Source organism: Nonomuraea longicatena, assembly GCF_039525605.1.
Classification (GTDB): Bacteria; Actinomycetota; Actinomycetes; order Streptosporangiales; family Streptosporangiaceae; genus Nonomuraea; species Nonomuraea longicatena.
Map to the genome: position 1 here is coordinate 67,637 of NZ_BAAAHQ010000048.1, position 17,210 is coordinate 84,846.

5 protein-coding genes are annotated in these 17,210 nt (G+C 67.8%); all 5 read left to right on the top strand.

The features are described from left to right. Positions 1–33: 33 nt before the first annotated feature. The 5 genes from ABD120_RS35245 to ABD120_RS35265 are packed head-to-tail and all read left to right on the top strand — an operon-like array spanning position 34 to position 16,352. A complete protein-coding gene (locus ABD120_RS35245) occupies positions 34–6,207 on the top strand; it encodes a protein kinase domain-containing protein (RefSeq protein WP_343954671.1) in 6,174 nt (2,057 codons plus the stop codon). Next, positions 6,207–9,083, top strand: a complete 2,877-nt coding sequence (locus tag ABD120_RS35250) for a DEAD/DEAH box helicase (RefSeq protein WP_343954672.1) — start codon at positions 6,207–6,209, stop codon at positions 9,081–9,083. The genes ABD120_RS35245 and ABD120_RS35250 overlap by 1 nt, the downstream gene beginning before the upstream one ends. Beyond that, on the top strand, positions 9,083–13,189 hold the full coding sequence (locus ABD120_RS35255) for an Eco57I restriction-modification methylase domain-containing protein (RefSeq protein WP_343954673.1): 4,107 nt from the start codon (positions 9,083–9,085) through the stop codon (positions 13,187–13,189). The genes ABD120_RS35250 and ABD120_RS35255 overlap by 1 nt, the downstream gene beginning before the upstream one ends. A gap of 28 nt (positions 13,190–13,217) precedes the next feature. After that, positions 13,218–15,389 (top strand): UvrD-helicase domain-containing protein, encoded by a 2,172-nt coding sequence (locus ABD120_RS35260; protein WP_343954674.1) that lies wholly within the window; start codon positions 13,218–13,220, stop codon positions 15,387–15,389. 42 nt (positions 15,390–15,431) lie between these two features. Continuing rightward, complete coding sequence (locus tag ABD120_RS35265) at positions 15,432–16,352, top strand: DNA-processing protein DprA (RefSeq protein WP_343954675.1); 921 nt, start codon at positions 15,432–15,434, stop codon at positions 16,350–16,352. The last annotated feature ends 858 nt before the right edge of the window (positions 16,353–17,210 follow it).

Sequence of the window (17,210 nt, forward strand, 5' to 3'; positions counted from 1 at the left end):
CCTGACCAGGGATTGTGTCGAAGAGGAGCAGGTGTGGAGCAAGGTGTGATCGCCGGTCGCTTTCGCCTCACGGGCGCCATCGGCAAGGGCAGCATGGGGGAAGTGCACCGCGCCGAGGACCTGAACACCTCAGACCAGGTGGCGGTAAAGCTCATCCTGCGCAGCCCGAAGCTCGAACCGAAGGCGGTGGAGCGCTTCGCCCGCGAGGTGCGCATTATGCGCAGGCTCCAGCACCTCAACCTGCCGGCGACCATCGACGGTGGAGTGGCCGATGGCGGGCGACCCTACCTTGCTATGGAGCTCCTGGACGGCCATCCGATCAGTCGGCTCATCGACGAGCACCCGCAACTGCCCGTCCCCTGGGTGGCGGCGCTGGGCGCGCAGATCGCCAATGGGCTGGCCGCGGCCCATCTGGCCGGGGTGGTTCACCGTGACCTCAAACCCGCCAACGTGATGCTGGTCACGGGAGGTGTCGCGAAGGTCCTCGACTTCGGCCTGGGCCGGTTGATCGACGAGATGGACACCAGCCTCACCAGCACCGGGATGACGGTCGGCACCGCCCGTTACATGGCGCCGGAGCAGTTCCGCGACTCCAAGGTTACGCAGGCGGCCGACCTCTACGCTCTCGGTTGCCTGCTGTTTGAGCTGCTCGCAGGTGTCCCGCCCTTCCACAGCGAATCCGTTTACGAACTGGCCCGCAAACACCAGGAAGAGGAGCCGCCGCTTCTCCAGCTGCTCCGGTCCGATGTTCCCGACGAGCTGGCCCGGCTGATCAGGCGGCTGATGGCCAAAGACCCGGTGACCCGGCCCGACGACGCGGTAACCGTGCGCGACGCGCTCCTGCCCTTTGCGACCGGCGGCGTGCGCCTCGCCGGGTGGGAGGATTTCAACCCGGTCCGCGATGCCGAGACTCCCGCCACGCCTGCCGTACCCGAGATCAGGCAGAGCGGTCCAGGCATGGACGTCTTCGGTGTGCACGGGCAGCTGCTCAAGGACTACCGGGCCTTCACCGAGGGCGGCATTATCATCCGTGACGAGCGGATCTCCGCCTTCGTCGAGGACGACCTGGACGCCAAGTCCCAGTGGCCGGATCCCTGGCTCTCGCTCAACCCATTCTTCGCCTCCGGCGGGACCGTCCTGGAACTGGTCTCGGAAAAGGTCCTGCACGAGGAGTGTGCGCGAATCTTCCAATGGGGCAAGACGGAGGACGGTCGGGTCTGCGACGGCAAGCCGCTCACGCTCCATCGTCACCAGCGCGCGGCCATCGAGGCGGCGCAGGGTGGCGACTCCTATGTGCTGACGACCGGCACGGGTTCCGGCAAGTCTCTCTCCTACATCGTGCCCATCGTCAACCGCGTTCTGCGCGCACGTGAGGAGGAAGGGCCCCAGGCGCGCAAGCGGGTCAGGGCGATCATCGTCTACCCGATGAACGCCCTGGCCAACAGCCAGCGGCAGGAGCTGAAGAAGTTCCTCACTGATGGTTACGGCATGGGCCGCGAGCCGGTGACCTACGCGCGTTACACCGGGCAGGAAACCGACGAGGAGAAGCAGGAGATCCGCGACAACCCGCCGGACATCCTGCTCACCAACTACGTGATGCTGGAGTTGATGCTGACGCGGCCGGAGGACCGACGTTCGCTCATCCGGATGGCGGGCGACCTGGAGTTCCTCGTCTTCGACGAACTGCACACCTATCGCGGCCGTCAAGGCGCGGACGTCGCCCTGCTCATCCGGCGGGTCCGCGAGGCCTGCCGGGCGACACGCCTGCAGTGCATCGGCACCTCCGCCACGATGTCCAGCGAGGGCACGGCGCAAGACCGCCGCGAGGCCGTGGCCCGTGTGGCGACCACTCTGTTCGGCACGCCCATCACTCCGGACAATGTCATCGGCGAGACCCTGGTCCGGGCCACGGGAGAGCCGCCGACGACCGTGCCCGCCGAACGCCTACGGTCGCCCGCCGCGCCCCGCGCCTACGCCGACCTGCTGAATGATCCGCTGGCCCGCTGGATAGAGGCGCGCTTCGGCCTGGCCACGGACAACGCCGGGCATCTGATCAGGCAGCGCCCTGCCAAGATCGAGGAGGCGGCCGGGGAACTGGCCGCCGCCAGCGGCCTGCGTCAGGACACGTGCGCGCACGCTATCCGGCACACGCTCAAGGCCGGCTCGGAGGCGAGGCATCCGGTCACCGACCGGCCGCTTTTCGCCTTCCGCCTGCATCAGTTCCTGTCCAAGGGCGACACCGTCCACGTCACCCTCGAGCACACCGTCACCCGCTATCTCACCCGCGACTATCAGCTCGTCCAGCCCGGCTCCGGCGGGAAACTGCTCTTCCCGCTGGCGTTCTGCCGGGAGTGCGGCCAGGAGTACCTCACGGTCTGGCGTTCGGAGAAGAACGGTCAGATCTTGTACGGCACGCGCCCCGACACCGCCGCCTCCGGCGGCCGAAAGGGAGACGGCTACCTCCACGTCGACGACGAGCGCCCCTGGCCGCTCACCGCCGAGGAGGCCATCGGGGAGCGCAGGTTGCCCGAGGCCTGGCTGGAGTTCGACGAGCAGGGCAACGAGGTGGTGCGTGACACCTACCGGGACAAGCTGCCGAGCGGTGTCCACGTCGACCCCTACGGCGTCGAGGGCCAGGGCGAACTGCGAGCCGCTTTCATCCCCGCACCCTTCGCCTTCTGCCTGCACTGCGGCGTCAGCTACGAGCAGACTCGCGGCAAGGACTTCGCCAAACTGGCCCGTCTCGACCAGGAAGGCCGGTCCTCGGCGACCTCGCTGGTCTCCGCGTCCATCGTGCGCTCGCTCAAGCAGGCGCCCGCCGAGGCGCTCGACAAGAAGGCGCGCAAGCTCCTCACCTTCGTCGACAACCGGCAGGACGCCTCGCTTCAGGCCGGTCACTTCAACGACTTCGTGCAGATCACCCAGTTGCGCTCCGCGCTCTACCAGGCCGCGCTCGAAGCGGGCGAGGAAGGCATCACCCACGAGGACCTCGCCGCCCGGGTGTCGACGGCGCTGGGCCTCTCGGTCGCCGACTACACGGGCGGCGACGACCTGCCACCGTCCCTGGCCCGCAACGCCGCCAGGACGCTGCGCGACGTGATCGCCTTCCGGCTCTACCTGGATCTGGAGCGGGGCTGGCGGATCACTATGCCCAACTTGGAGCAGACCGGTCTGCTGGTGATGGACTACTTGGATCTCGACTGGATCGCCCGGCAGCAGGTGCGCTGGGACGAGTGCGAGACGCCGCTCCGGACGGCCAAGCCGGGACAGCGCGCGGAGATCATGCGAGCGCTCCTGGACGAGATGCGCCGTGCCCTCGCCATCGACGTCCAGCACTTCCGCGAGGACTTCGACACGCTCCAGCGCGCCAGCGAGGAGCGGCTCATCGACCCCTGGGTCCTCACCCCCGGCGACCGACCCAAGGTGGGCACCGCCTACGCGCAGGGGTCGCGGCCCGGCATCGACCGCTCGGGACTGTTCATGTCCGGTCGCGGCAAGTTCGGCAAATATCTGCGCCGGGTCCACTTCACCGACCTGTCAACCGACGAGGCCCAGCAGGTCATCGTCGATACGCTCAAGGTCCTCACCAAGGCCGAACTCGTGACGAAGGTCGAATCCGCGCCGCAGCGGACCGGACGTTACCCCAGGCGCGCGGCGGGACCCGTCGTCACGGGTTACCGCATCTCGGCCGCCGGTCTGATCTGGCGGGCGGGCACCGGTGAGACCGGTGTTCACGATCCGCTGACCCGCACCTACGCCAGCGGCGACGGCCCTCGCGTGAACACCTTCTTCCGCGACCTCTACCGGGGCGCCGCGAGCGCGCTGGCCGGGCTGTCGGCCCGCGAGCACACCGCCCAGGTCGATCCGCTGGAACGGGAGCGGCGCGAGGAAGCCTTCCGCAACGCGGAGCTCAAGTTGCTCTACTGCTCGCCCACGATGGAACTCGGCGTCGACATCTCCGAGCTCAACGCCGTCATGATGCGCAACGTGCCGCCGACCCCGGCCAACTACGCGCAACGCAGCGGCCGCGCGGGCCGCTCCGGCCAACCGGCGCTGGTCACCACCTACTGCGCGACCGGGAACAGCCACGACCAGTACTACTTCCGCCGCTCCGAGCGCATGGTGGCCGGGGCGGTGGCCCCTCCGAGGCTCGACCTGGCCAACGAGGATCTCGTCCGCTCACACGTGCAGGCGATCTGGCTCGCCGAGGCGGGGCTCAAGCTGGGCCGGGCGATCCCCGACGTCATCGACGTCTCCTACGACGAGGACGCCCGCTACCCCGCCCCCGCCCTACCCTTGCACGACCACGTCGTCGAGAAACTGAACGACGGGCTCGCTCAGGCCAGGGCGGTGGAAGCGGCGGGCCGGGTTCTGGGCGCGCTGATCCCCGACTTCGAGCAGACCACATGGTGGGATGAGGACTGGCTGGCGGAGAAGGTACGGCGGGCGCCGACCCAGTTCAACGCCGACTTCGACCGCTGGCGCGACCTGTTCAGAGCGGCCCTGATCGACCAGGCGGAGCAGAACCGCCGGGTGCTCGACCACACCCTCACCGAGGGCGACAGGAAGAAGGCCGTGGGGCGGCGCCGGGAGGCCGAGACCCAGCTCAACCTGCTGAAGAACGAGAGCGTCGACAGCAGGTCAGTGCTGTCGGACTTCAACCCCTACCGCTACCTGGCCAGCGAGGGCTTCCTGCCCGGCTACTCCTTCCCCAGGCTGCCCCTGGCTGCCTACATCCCGACCACGGGCCGGCGCTTCGGCGACGGCGACTATCTGCAGCGTCCGCGGTTCCTGGCGATCCGCGAATTCGGGCCGGGCGCGCTCATCTACCACGAGGGCGCCCGCTACCAGGTCGAGCGCATCCAGCTCCCGGCCGACAAGAGCGGCGAGGTGGACACCGGCGCCGCCTACCGGTGCGAGCACTGCGGCTACCACCACGAAGACGACGACCAGCCCAACCGCTGCGACATGTGCAAGCAGCCGCTCGGCGATCTGACCTCGGGGCTGCTCAAGCTGCACACCGTCTACACCAGACGCCGGGAGCGGATCTCCTCCGACGAGGAGGAGCGCCGCCGGGCGGGCTTCCGCCTGGTGACCTCCTACCGCTTCCACGATCACGGCGACCGGCCCGGCCGCCGTGACGCGCTGGTCTCCGACGGCGTCGGCCTGCTGGTCACGTTGTCGTACGGTGACTCGGCCACCGTGCGCATCTCGAATCTCGGCCGCGTCCGTGCCAAGGAAGGAGAGCCGGACGGCTTCTGGCTCGACCCGGCCGACGGCAGATGGATGAACGAGAAGGACGCCGCCGACGCGGCGGGCGACTCCGATGAGATGCCCGTCGTCGACGCCGAGGGCAACGAGAAGCGGCGCCGGAAGCGGGTCATCCCCTTCGTCGAGGATCGGCGTAACATCCTGGTGCTCAAGCTGGATACACCGCTGAACCCGTCCACTGCGCTGTCGCTCATGTACGCGCTGGAACGCGGCATCGAGGCCGCGTTCGAGCTGGAGGATGTCGAGCTGAACAGTGAGTTGCTGCCGCCGGACGAAGGACCGCGTGACCGGATCCTGTTCACCGAGGCAGCCGAAGGTGGCGCGGGGGTGCTACGGCTGATGCAGTCCGAGCCCGGCGCGCTGGCCCGTGCGGCCGCCGAGGCGCTGACCATCTGTCACTTCGAGCCCGATGGTGTCGACCTGGGCGGCCCGCACCCCGATCGGCCCTGTGCCATGGGCTGTTACGAATGCCTGCTCACCTATGGCAATCAGCTCAACCATGGTGCGATCGACCGCCATGCCGTACGAGAGCTCCTGTTGCGCTTCGCCGGAGCCCGAGCGGAGAGCACCGGCCGGGGCGAATCCCGCTCCGAGCAACTTGAGCGGCTGACCGCGCGGGCGGAAAGCGGCCTGGAGGGCGAGTTCGTCACCTGGCTCAAGGAGCGCGGGCTGCGCCTGCCCGACGCCGCGCAGCTCTTCGTGGCCGACGCGCTCGCCCGCCCGGACTACGTCTACCGGCTGCCGGGCGCGAACGTCGCGGTCTTCGTGGACGGCCCGGTGCACGACCACGCGGTGATCGCCGAGCGTGACGCGGAGGCCGAGGAGCGTCTCTTCTGCAAGGGCTGGGATGTGGTCCGCTTCCGCTACGACGCGGACTGGGCGACCGTCGCCGCCGAGCACGAACGTTACTTCGGAACGACACGAGGAAACCTCTGATGACCTTCACGGCCGGATCTCTGGTCTCCGCCCGCGGCCGGGAATGGGTGGTGCTGCCCGACAGCGCCGCCGACATGCTCGTGCTGCGTCCGCTCGGCGGAGCGGACGATGACATCGCCGCGGTCTTCCCGGCCTTCGAGGAGGTCACCAGCGCCCGCTTCGCTCCGCCGTCCCCTGCGGACCTGGGCAACCAGCGCGCGGCCGGGCTGCTGCGCTCGGCGCTGCGCATCGGCTTCCGCTCCGGGGCCGGGCCGTTCCGCTCCCTGGCTGGGATCGCCGTCCAGCCGCGCGCTTACCAGCTCGTGCCGCTGATGATGGCGCTGCGCCAGCGTGTGGTCAGGCTGCTCATCTCCGACGACGTCGGCATCGGCAAGACTGTCGAGGCCGGGCTGATCGCCAAGGAGCTGCTGGAGCAGGGGAGCGCGAAGGGCCTTGCCGTGCTCTGCTCGCCCGCGCTCGCCGAGCAGTGGCAGGAGGAGTTGAGGGTCAAGTTCGGCATCGACGCCGAACTGGTGCTCGCCTCCACGGTCGCGCGACTGGAGCGTGGTCTGGACCTCGGCGAGTCGCTGTTCGACCGGCATCCGCATGTCGTCGTCTCGACCGACTTCATCAAGTCCACCCGGCATCGTTATGACTTCGTCCGGCACTGCCCGGATCTGGTCATCGTCGACGAGGCCCACACCTGTGTCGCCGCCGACGACGGCTCCTCCACCCAGAACCAGCTCCGCTACGAGCTGCTCCAGCGCCTCGCCAGCGATGCCGAACGCCACCTGCTGCTGGTCACCGCGACCCCGCACAGCGGCAAGGAGAGCGCCTTCCGCAACCTGCTGGCCCTGCTCAAACCCGAGCTCGCGAACGTGGAGCTCGACACCGAGGCGGGCAGGGTGCTACTCGCCCAGCACTTCGTCCATCGCAAACGGGCCGACATCCGCCAGTTCCTCACCGTCAAGGACGGCCTGGCCGACGACAGCCTGGCCGAGGAGACCATCTTCCCATCGGACAAGCTGTTCAAGGACGAGACCTACCGGCTTTCCCCGGCCTACCGGGCGTTGCTGGAGGACGCGCTCGCCTACGCGGGGGAGCGGGTGAGCGCCGCCGAGGGCAAGCGCGAGGTCAGAATCGCCTGGTGGTCGGCGATCGCCCTGCTGCGCTCCCTGGTCTCCTCGCCACGTGCGGCGGCGCAGACGCTCCGCAAGCGGTCGGCTCCGGACGAGGCGCCGACAGCCGAGGAAGCCGACCGGATCGGCGCGGAGAGCAGTCGTGATTCGGCTGACAGCGACGCTCTCGAAGGCACGGACGTCGCCCCGGGCGCGCAGACCTCGGCCACCGTATTCCGCCTCGCCGAACTGGCCGACCGCGCCGAGCTGCTGGAGGGCACGGCCGAGGACCTGAAGCTGGCCGCGCTGACCAAACACCTGAAGGCCCTGCTCAAGGAGGGCTACCACCCGATCGTCTTCTGCCGCTTCATCCCCACCGCCGAATACGTCGCCGAGCATCTGGAGGGCAAGCTCGGCAAGCAGACCGTCGTCAAGGCCGTCACCGGCACCCTCTCGCCGCAGCAGCGACTGCAGCGGATCGAGGAACTGGCCGAACTGGCCGGCCAGGACCCCGACGCGCGCCGCGTGCTGGTCGCCACCGACTGCCTGTCCGAGGGCGTCAACCTGCAGTACTACTTCGATGCGGTGGTCCACTACGACCTCGCCTGGAATCCCACCCGCCACGACCAGCGCGAGGGCCGCGTCGACCGCTACGGCCAGCGACGAGACCAGGTGAAGGTCATTACGCTGTACGGCGGCGACAACGGCATCGACGGCAAGGTGCTGGAAGTCCTGATCCGCAAACACCGGCAGATCCAGCGAGACCTCGGCATCTCCGTCTCGGTCCCGGACGCCGCCTCCACTGCGGTGACTGACGCGATCGTGGAATGGCTGCTGATGCGCGGCCAGCACCGCGATCAGGAGGCCCTGTTCGGCATGGACGAGATCACCGGCAGGGCCGAGGCACTGGGAGCGGAGTGGAAATCCGCCGCCGAACGCGAGCGGACCTCCCGCTCCCGGTTCGCGCAGCGCGCCATCCACCCCGAGGAAGTCGCCAAGGAGGTCAAGGCCATCCGCGACACCCTCGGTGGTGACGGTGAGGTCACGGAGTTCGTCCGCCGCTCGCTGCGCGACCTCGACGCCTTCCTGCGTGAGGAGCTCACCGGCGACTTCACCGCCGACGTCAGCGGCACCCCCGCCGGGCTGCGCGACGCGCTCGCCCCAGTTCTCGGCGGCAACGCGGTGGAATCCGGCCGCCCGGTCCCGTTCCGCGCCACCGCGGCCGTGCCGCGCGGCGAGGTGGCCCTCGTCCGCACCGACCCGGTCGTCGGCGCGCTGGCCGGATATGTGCTCAACGCCGCGCTCGACAGCCAGGTGGACGGCAAACGACCCGCCCGGCGCTGTGGCGTGATCAGGACGAAGGCCGTCGATAACCGCACGGTCCTCCTGCTGGCCCGCTACCGCTTCCACCTCACGCTCCCCTCCCGGACGGGCACCCGGCAGCTCGTCGCCGAAGACGTGCGGCTGCTCGCGTTCGAGGGCTCACCCGCGAGCGAGACCTGGCTGTCACCGGAGCGGACGCTCGCCCTGCTCGACGTGACCGCCGACGACAACACCGACCGGACCTTCGCCGAGCGGACCATGCTCAGGGTCCTGGACGGCCTGCCCGCCCTCGACAGCCATCTCCAGGAGTACGGCGAGCAGCTCGCCGCCGAGCTCGACGCCTCCCATCGCCGGGTCCGGCGCGCCGCCGACGAGATCGTGCGAGGCCTCAACGTTTCCGTCCAGAAGTCCGCCGACCTGCTCGGTATCTACGTCTACCTCCCGGTTGGTGCCTGATGTCCGCCGTCGCCCGCAACCAGGTCTTCCCCGCCGTGCACACTATCGGCGGCCTGCTCCCCGCCGACATGCTGCTGCGCATCTCCGACGGGCGTGACCTGCCCGGCTCGAAGCCCGCCGACTACCGGGTCATCGGTCGACGCACTGTCCGCGACGACGCCGAACGTCACTGGGACTACCTCAAGGGAGTCTGGCAGGACCTGCGTGACAGGCTTCCGGTCGCGCCGGAAGCCGAGACACCGGCAGATCCCACCGGGGTGGCGCTCACCCAGTGGCTGGAGCCGCTCTTCACCGCCTTCGGCTTCGGCGACCTGACGCCTGTCGCCGCTCCCGGCATCCGTTCCGACGACGGCGGCAAGAGCTTCCTGATCACCCATCTGTGGCGGCACGTGCCGATCCATCTGGTGGCCTGGAACGCCGTCCTCGACAAGCGGCAGGGACCCGGCACCATCCCGCCGCACTCACTCATCCAGGAGTGCCTGAACCGGACCGACGCCCACCTGTGGGGTGTCATCTCGAACGGCCGCCAGCTGCGGCTGCTGCGCGACTCCAACGCCCTGGCCACCGCCTCCTACGTCGAGTTCGACCTGGAGGCCATCTTCGACGGCCAGCTGTTCAGCGAGTTCGTGCTGCTCTACCGGCTGCTGCACATCTCCCGTTTCCGGGTCGAGGAGGGCGGGGCGCCGTCCGCCTGCTGGCTGGAGAAGTGGCGAGCCGAGGCGATCACCTCCGGCACCCGGGCGCTGGAGTCCCACCGGGTCGGTGTCCAGAAGGCGATCACCACCCTCGGCACCGGTTTCCTCCAGCACCCCGACAACAGAGCGCTGCGCCAGACCCTGGACGTGGACAAGTTCCACGCGGCGCTGCTCCGTCTCGCCTACCGGCTGATCTTCCTTTTCGTCGCCGAGGACCGGAACCTGCTGCACCCCGCCAAGACCGACGAGGAAACCCGCCGCCGCTATGCCGAGTATTTCTCCTCCGACCGGCTCCGCAGGCATGCCGCCGCACGGCGCGGCACCACGCACCACGATGTCTATCAGGCGTTGCAGATCGTGCTTGAGGCGCTCGGCGACGAGAAGGGCCGCCCCGAGCTCGGCCTGCCCGGTATCGGCGGCCTCTTCGACGACAAGCCCGCCGACGCCCCGCTACGCGGACTCACCCTGGCCAACAAGGACCTGCTGGAGGCGGTCCGGCACCTGGCCCGCGTCCGCGACGCCGATTCCGGCCGCTGGCGCAAGGTCGACTACCGCAACATGGGGTCGGAGGAACTCGGCTCCATCTACGAGTCGCTGCTGGAGCTGGTGCCCAAGCACAGCGCCCTCGACCTCACCTTCGAGCTGGTCGACCGCGCGGGCAACGACCGCAAGAAGACCGGCTCCTACTACACGCCCACCTCGCTGATTGAGACGCTTCTCGACTCCGCCCTCGACCCGGTCATCGACGACGCGCAGAAACGCGGTGAGGCGAAGGCTGCCGAGGCGGGCGCGCCGGACCCCGCCGACCACATCGTGGCCGAACTGCTGTCGCTGACCGTCTGTGACCCGGCCTGCGGCTCGGGCCACTTCCTGGTGGCCGCCGCCCGCCGCATCGCCAAGCGGGTCGCCGCCGTGCGCGAGGGCAACCCGGAACCGACTCTTGATGCTGTACGGCACGCGTTGCACGAGGTCATCGGGCGGTGCGTCTACGGGGTGGACCTCAACCCGATGGCGGTCGACCTGGCCAAGGTGTCGCTCTGGCTGGAGGCGATGGAGCCCGGTCAGGCGCTCGGCTTCCTGGACGCGCACCTCAAGCACGGCAATGGCTTGATCGGGGCGACTCCGGCGCTGATGCGGGACGGGATTCCGACCAAGGCGTTCAAGGACGTCGAAGGGGACGATCCCGCTTACGCCAGGTTCCTGGCGGCGCAGAACGAGCAGGAGCGGAGCGGGCAGGGCGGCCTGTTCGAGCTGACCGTGGAGACGAAGGTGTCGAACACCGTATTCGCCTCAGGACTGCGGCGCATCGCCTCCGCTCCCGCAAGGACGCTGGCGGACGTGCACCGGCAGGAGGCCGAGTACCTGGCGTGGGAGTCGTCGCGCGAGTATGTGCGGGCACGGCATCTGGCGGATGCGTGGTGCGCGGCGTTCATGTGGCGCAAGACGAAGGACGCGCCCAAGCCGATCACGCACGAGGTTTTCCGCGCGCTGCAGGACCCGGAGTCGAGCGCCGCCTCGGCGGAGACGCATGCGGAGATCGAGCGACTGCGTGAGGAGTACCGGTTCTTCCACTGGCACCTGGCCTTCCCCGAGATCTTCGCCGTGCCCGAGCATGCCGACGCCTCGGTCGACCCGGCCACCGGCTGGTCGGGCGGTTTCTCCTGCGTTCTGGGCAACCCGCCTTGGGACAAGGTCGATTTCAAGGACCAGGAGTACTTCAGTACGGTCGAACCTTCGATCGCGCAGCTTTCCGGAGCTGCTCGGCGGAGCAGGATCGCTGAGTGGACTACGGAGAACCCTGGGGGAGGCAACCGGTATGTGGCTGCTCGCCGCAGGGTGAAGTCCTCCTTCCTGTTCTTCGGCCAGTCCGGTGCGTACCCGCTGTGCGGCAGGGGGCTATCCACCAAAGGCGTCAACTCGCTCCAGGTCGACCAGCTGTTCATCGAACGCTTCACGATCCTCACCAAGGGCGCCGGACGAGCTGCGGCGATCGTGCCCACAGCAATCGCAACCGGCGCCGGGGCTCAGTATCTCTTTCAGGACCTCGCGCAACGCGGTGCGCTGAGCCATCTCTTCGACTTCGAGAACAGCAAGCCGCTTTTTCCTGGGGTGCATGCAAGCTACAACTTCTGCCTCTTGTCCATCACGGGAGGTGCGCTCCGTGAGTCAGCCGCGAGATACGCGTTCTTCCTCTCGGATCCTGTCGACCTCGATGGTGGAGCGCGGGTCTTCTCACTCGCCGCCGAAGAGATCTCGCTGCTCAACCCGAATACCGGCACGCTTCCCGTCTTCCGGGAGCGGCGTGATGCCGATCTCACGCTCGCCGTCCATCGTCGCATCCCCGTTCTGTGGAACGAGGCCCGTCGCGACGGCAACCCCTGGCAGCTGATCTCCAAGCAGTTCATCAACATGACCGACGATTCCGACCTCTTTCGCACACGCGAGCAGTTGACGGCGGACGGCTGGGACCTGTGCGGCAACGTGTACGTCCGGGGTGGGGAACGCATGCTCCCGCTGTACGAAGCCAAGATGGCTCACCATTTCGACCACCGCTGGAATTCTTACAAGGGCGCGGGCAACTCCGACTACGATGCGGTTTCCCGCTCCTCGAAGGAGGATCCGGCCTGCGCCGTGCTCCCTCGCTACTGGATCGCGGATGAAGGTCTTGTCTCCACTCGTCGCAACAACAAGGAGGTCAAGATCGCCGGTGTCGCCCTCCGTCTGGACGACCTCCACTGGAGCCACGACTGGCTCCTCGGCTGGAGACGTATTGGCCGCGCGACCGACGAACGCACCTGTATCCCCGCCTTCATCCCGCGCGCCGGGGTGGGTAACACCTTTCCTCTGATGTTGCCCCGGGTGTCTCCGTCTCTCATGGCGGGACTCGTCGCCGCACAGAGCACGCTGGTCTTCGACTATGTCGGCAGGCAGAATGGCGGGGCCGACATGCCGCTGATGGTCTGGAAACAACTCCCCGTCCCGACACCGGAGATGCTGGACCCCCACATCCCCTTCATCACCCCCCGAGTCCTCGAACTCGTCTACACCGCCCACGACATGACCGGCCTGGCCCGGGATCTGGGCAACGAGGGCGAGCCGTTCCGGTGGGAGGAGGATCGGCGCGCGCAGATCCGGGCCGAGCTGGACGCCTACTTCTTCCACCTCTACGGGATCTCCCGCGAAGACGTCATCTACATCCTCGGCACCTTCCCCATCCTGCGGGAGAAGGACGAAAAGGAACACGGCGTCTATCGCACCAGCCAGCTCGTGCTCGCCGAATACGACAGGATGGCCGCCTCCGGACTAGGCCCGGACAACCCTCTGATTGACGGTGTGAACTACACCTCTGCCCTGACGCCCCCGCCGGGAAGCGGCCCACGCCATCCCGCGCGCGCAAGCCGTACAGACTGAACCTCCTTAACCCCCGAGGAGAGCACCCGTGCCCAGGCTCGACATCGCCCGCGCTGTGCTGGACGACTACGCCGCCCTGGCGAAGGAGGACAAATCGCGGCTGCGTAAAACGATCGAGATGTTCCAGCAGCTGACCATCGACCAACTGCACAGTCCCAGGGGTGTGCACCTGGAGAAGGTGCAGGGCGCCAAGGACGACAGGATCAGAACCGTCAGGATCACCCGTTCCTGGCGAGGCGTGGTGCTGGCTCCGGATGACGGTACCGACGTCTTCGTGCTGCTGCGAGTCATGGCGCACGACGCCGCCTACGACTGGGCGGTGCCCTGGAAATTCTCCGTCAACGCGGTGACGAACACCCTGGAAGTGCGGAACGAGGCCGTCATCGAGCAGCTCGTGCCCTCCATGCGGGAGGCGGCCGAGCAGGCGCCGAAGCTGCTGTTCGAGCGGCATTCCGACACGATCCTGCGCGACCTGGGCATCGACGACCAGGTGCTCGAAGCCGTCCGCACGATCATCGACAAGGCGCAGCTGGAGTCGTTCGCGAAGTTCCTGCCCGAGGAGCAGGCCGAGGTGCTGCAGTTCCTCGCCGAGGGGTTCACGTCCCAGGAGGTCTACCGCGACATCATCGCCGAACGCCGCCAGGCCCCCGACGCCAGCGGCAGCCTCGCCGTCGCGATCGCCAACACCCCCAGCCGCATCGCGCTGGTGACCGGGCCGCAGGAGCTCGCCGACATCCTCGACAAGCCCTTCTCCGTCTGGCGCATCTACCTGCACTCGTCGCAGCGGCGGGTGGCCTACCGGCCGTCCTACAACGGCTCGGCTCAGGTGACTGGCGGGCCTGGCACCGGCAAGACCGTGGTGGCACTTCACCGGGTCAAACACCTGCTCTACACCCGGCCCGGCAGTCGGATCATGCTCACCACCTACACCAACGTGCTGGCCGGATCGCTGCGCGAAAGCCTGGGGTTGCTGATCGACGACCCGGAGAAGCTCGCCCGGGTGGAGGTCACCACGGTCAACTCCTTCGCCTACCGCACGGTCCAGCGGCTGGCCGGACGCGTGCCGTCCATCATCAACGACGCCGACGAACGCCACCTGTGGCGCCGGATCCGGGAGCGACTCGGGCTGCAGTGGACCGAGCAGTTCCTGGAGCAGGAGTTCCGGCACGTCGTGCTCGCCCAGCGCGTCACCTCTCTGGACGAATATCTCAAGGTGGAGCGGCGCGGACGCGGCACCCGCCTGAGCGCTCAGCAGCGGGAGCGGCTCTGGGAGGCGATGGAGGCCTTCCGAAGTGACCTGCGCATGACTGGCAGTACCACTCATCTGCAGCTGTGCGACCGGGCCACTCTGCAGCTCGGGGGCGCCGACCTGGCCACCTACGGTTTCGACCACCTGGTGGTCGACGAAGCCCAGGACCTGCATCCCGCGCAATGGAGACTGCTGCGCGCAGCCGTACCGGAAGGACCCGACGACCTGTTCATCACCGGAGACCCGCACCAGCGCATCTACGACTCTAAGGTGACACTCAGCTCACTCGGCATCGCCGTGGCGGGCCGCAGCGGCAAGCTCCGGGTCAACTACCGCAGCACTGCGCAGATCCTAGACTGGGCAACCAAGGTGATCGACGGAGTGCCCGTCGAGGATGTCGGCGGCCCCGGCCCGGACTCGCTCGCCGGCTACATCTCCGTGCTGTCGGGCAGGCTCCCGCACGCGACCGGGTTCCAGCATGAGCAGGACGAAGCCACCGCCGTGGTGGAGAAGGTCAAGGAGTGGATCGGCCAAGGGATCCGCCCGGCGGAGATCGCCGTGACCGCCCGCTTCAACATCCTGTTGGACAGGATCGGCGAACGACTCGCCGCAGCCCACATTCCGGCAGTGCGGATGAAGGACCAGCCGGGCGCCGCTGTGGAAGGCGTCCGGCTGGCCACTATGCACGCGATGAAGGGTCTGGAGTTCCGCTGCGTCGCGGTGGCGGGTGTGACCGCGCGCGCCCTGCCGTTCGACAAGGAGGTGACTCCGCAGGAGGTGGACCGGCTGCAGCACGAGAGCGACATGCTCCGGCAGCGCTGCCTGTTGTTCGTCGCCTGCACCAGAGCCCGGGAATCGCTCCACGTGTCATGGAACGGCACGCCCAGCCCGTTCCTCCCCCGAGTGATAGAAATGCGGCTTCGAACAGTTCGAATATCGAGCCCTTCCTAGTATCGTTGGGGCGTGGGGTCTCGCATGGGTAACATCGGTGGCATGTCATCGGAGCTGCGTGAACGTGCCGCGCTCGTGGCGCTGCTGCAGCGTCCCGGTGCGAGGTGGGTCGAGGTCGCGCTTTCGGTTCTCGAGCGTGGAAGCGCGGTTGCCGTCCTGGCTGGCGAGATGCGGGTTCAGGAGGCGCTGTTCGCCGACGCCGACCCCATGGAGTCGGCGATCGCGGAGGCGGAACGCGCCTTGACGGAGTGGGAAGCGGCAGGCACCGGCGTGCATACCTGCCTGGACGAGCGCTACCCGAGCCAGCTGCGGAGCATTCACCAGATGCCGCCGATCCTGTTCTCTCGCGGCCAATTGATGGAAGAGCGGCGCGCGATCGCCGTGGTGGGAACCCGGCAAGCGAGCGAGAACGGCTTGCGGATCGCCTCCGCTGTGGCGAGAGAACTGGCGGTCAACGGGGTGACCGTGGTGAGCGGGCTGGCCAAGGGCATTGATACGGCGGCGCACCGGGCGACGCTGGAAGCAGGCGGCCGCACGGTGGCCGTCATCGGTACCGGGATCAGCAAGTTCTATCCGGCGGAAAACCGCGGCCTCCAGGAGCAGATCAGCCGGGACGGGTTGGTGATAAGTCAGTTCTGGCCAGACACCCCGCCTAATCAGCGTAATTTCCCGATGCGGAACGCGGTGATGAGCGGCTACGCAGCGGCCACAGTAGTCGTCGAGGCGCCTTGGAAGAGTGGAGCGCGCATTCAGGCGCGGCTGGCGTTGGAGCATGGCCGTTCGGTGGTGATGCCGGAGCAACTGCTGGAGCACGATTGGGCGCGCGAGTACGCCAAGAAGCCCGGGGTTCACGTCGTGTCCGGACTGCGGGATTTGCTTGCGGTTGTGGAAAGATTGATCGCGGAACTCAATGTAGGCCCCGACTCGCTTCCGGAGATCCCCGCCATTGCCTGGAGTAGATGACCCTTGGAATGCGGCACGGCAGCGTGTCGCCCAGCAAGCTTACTACCTGCGCACGCCGCTTATTCCTGCCCCTGGCATCTGTTACGTCTGTCGTGGGCCGGCTGACTCCAAGTGGACCCGTTGCTACCAATGCGAGCAACATTTGCGGCTCGCGCAGGCAGGCGTAGCTGATACGGTGGTGCCGATTTCGTATGCGGTCAAAGGCCAACAGCACGCCCACGCGCTCGCAGCGTACAAGTCCGCTTATGCGTCTGGGGATGTTCAGACCAATCTCCTCGCGCTTCTCCTGGTCTTTCTAGCGGATCACTATGGGTGCCTTGCCAAGGCCGCTCATACCAAGCAGCTGACGCATGCCGCGGTGGTCTCTAGTACAAGGCGGCGTCCGGGAGAGCATCCTCTGCGTGCTCTGATCGGTGATCGCATCCGGTTTCCGTGGGTGCACACATGGTGGCGAATAGCGAGCTTTCCCCAGATCTTCGGGAATTTCGAGCTGACAGGTTCCACGTGACGGAGTCGAACCTCGATGGCGCCGGAGTGCTGCTCTTGGACGACACGTGGACCACAGGGGCTCGCGTGCAGTCGGCGGCGTACGCGTTGAAGCAGGCAGGTGCCCATCGCGTGGCGGCGGTCGTACTTGGCCGCCACGCCAATCCGGGCTACGCGGGTTGGAAGCCGATTCTTGACGTAGTCAAGGCTCAGCCGTACCGGCAAGAGAACTGCGCAGTCCACGGCTGAAGCTCGGCCAGGCCGTGGGATGGGCGCCGATTCGGACCCCCGCGAGTGATTGACGACGCCAATGTTGAGGGGCCACGGTGATTCCGGACAGCCGTCTTATGGGCGTAGCCTATGCGGCTGTTT

Excerpts from the sequence above, each read along its gene's own strand:
- ABD120_RS35250 (WP_343954672.1), top strand. The coding sequence starts at position 6,207 with ATGACCTTCACGGCCGGATCTCTGGTCTCCGCCCGCGGCCGGGAATGG.
- ABD120_RS35255 (WP_343954673.1), top strand. The coding sequence starts at position 9,083 with ATGTCCGCCGTCGCCCGCAACCAGGTCTTCCCCGCCGTGCACACTATC.
- ABD120_RS35265 (WP_343954675.1), top strand. The coding sequence starts at position 15,432 with ATGTCATCGGAGCTGCGTGAACGTGCCGCGCTCGTGGCGCTGCTGCAG.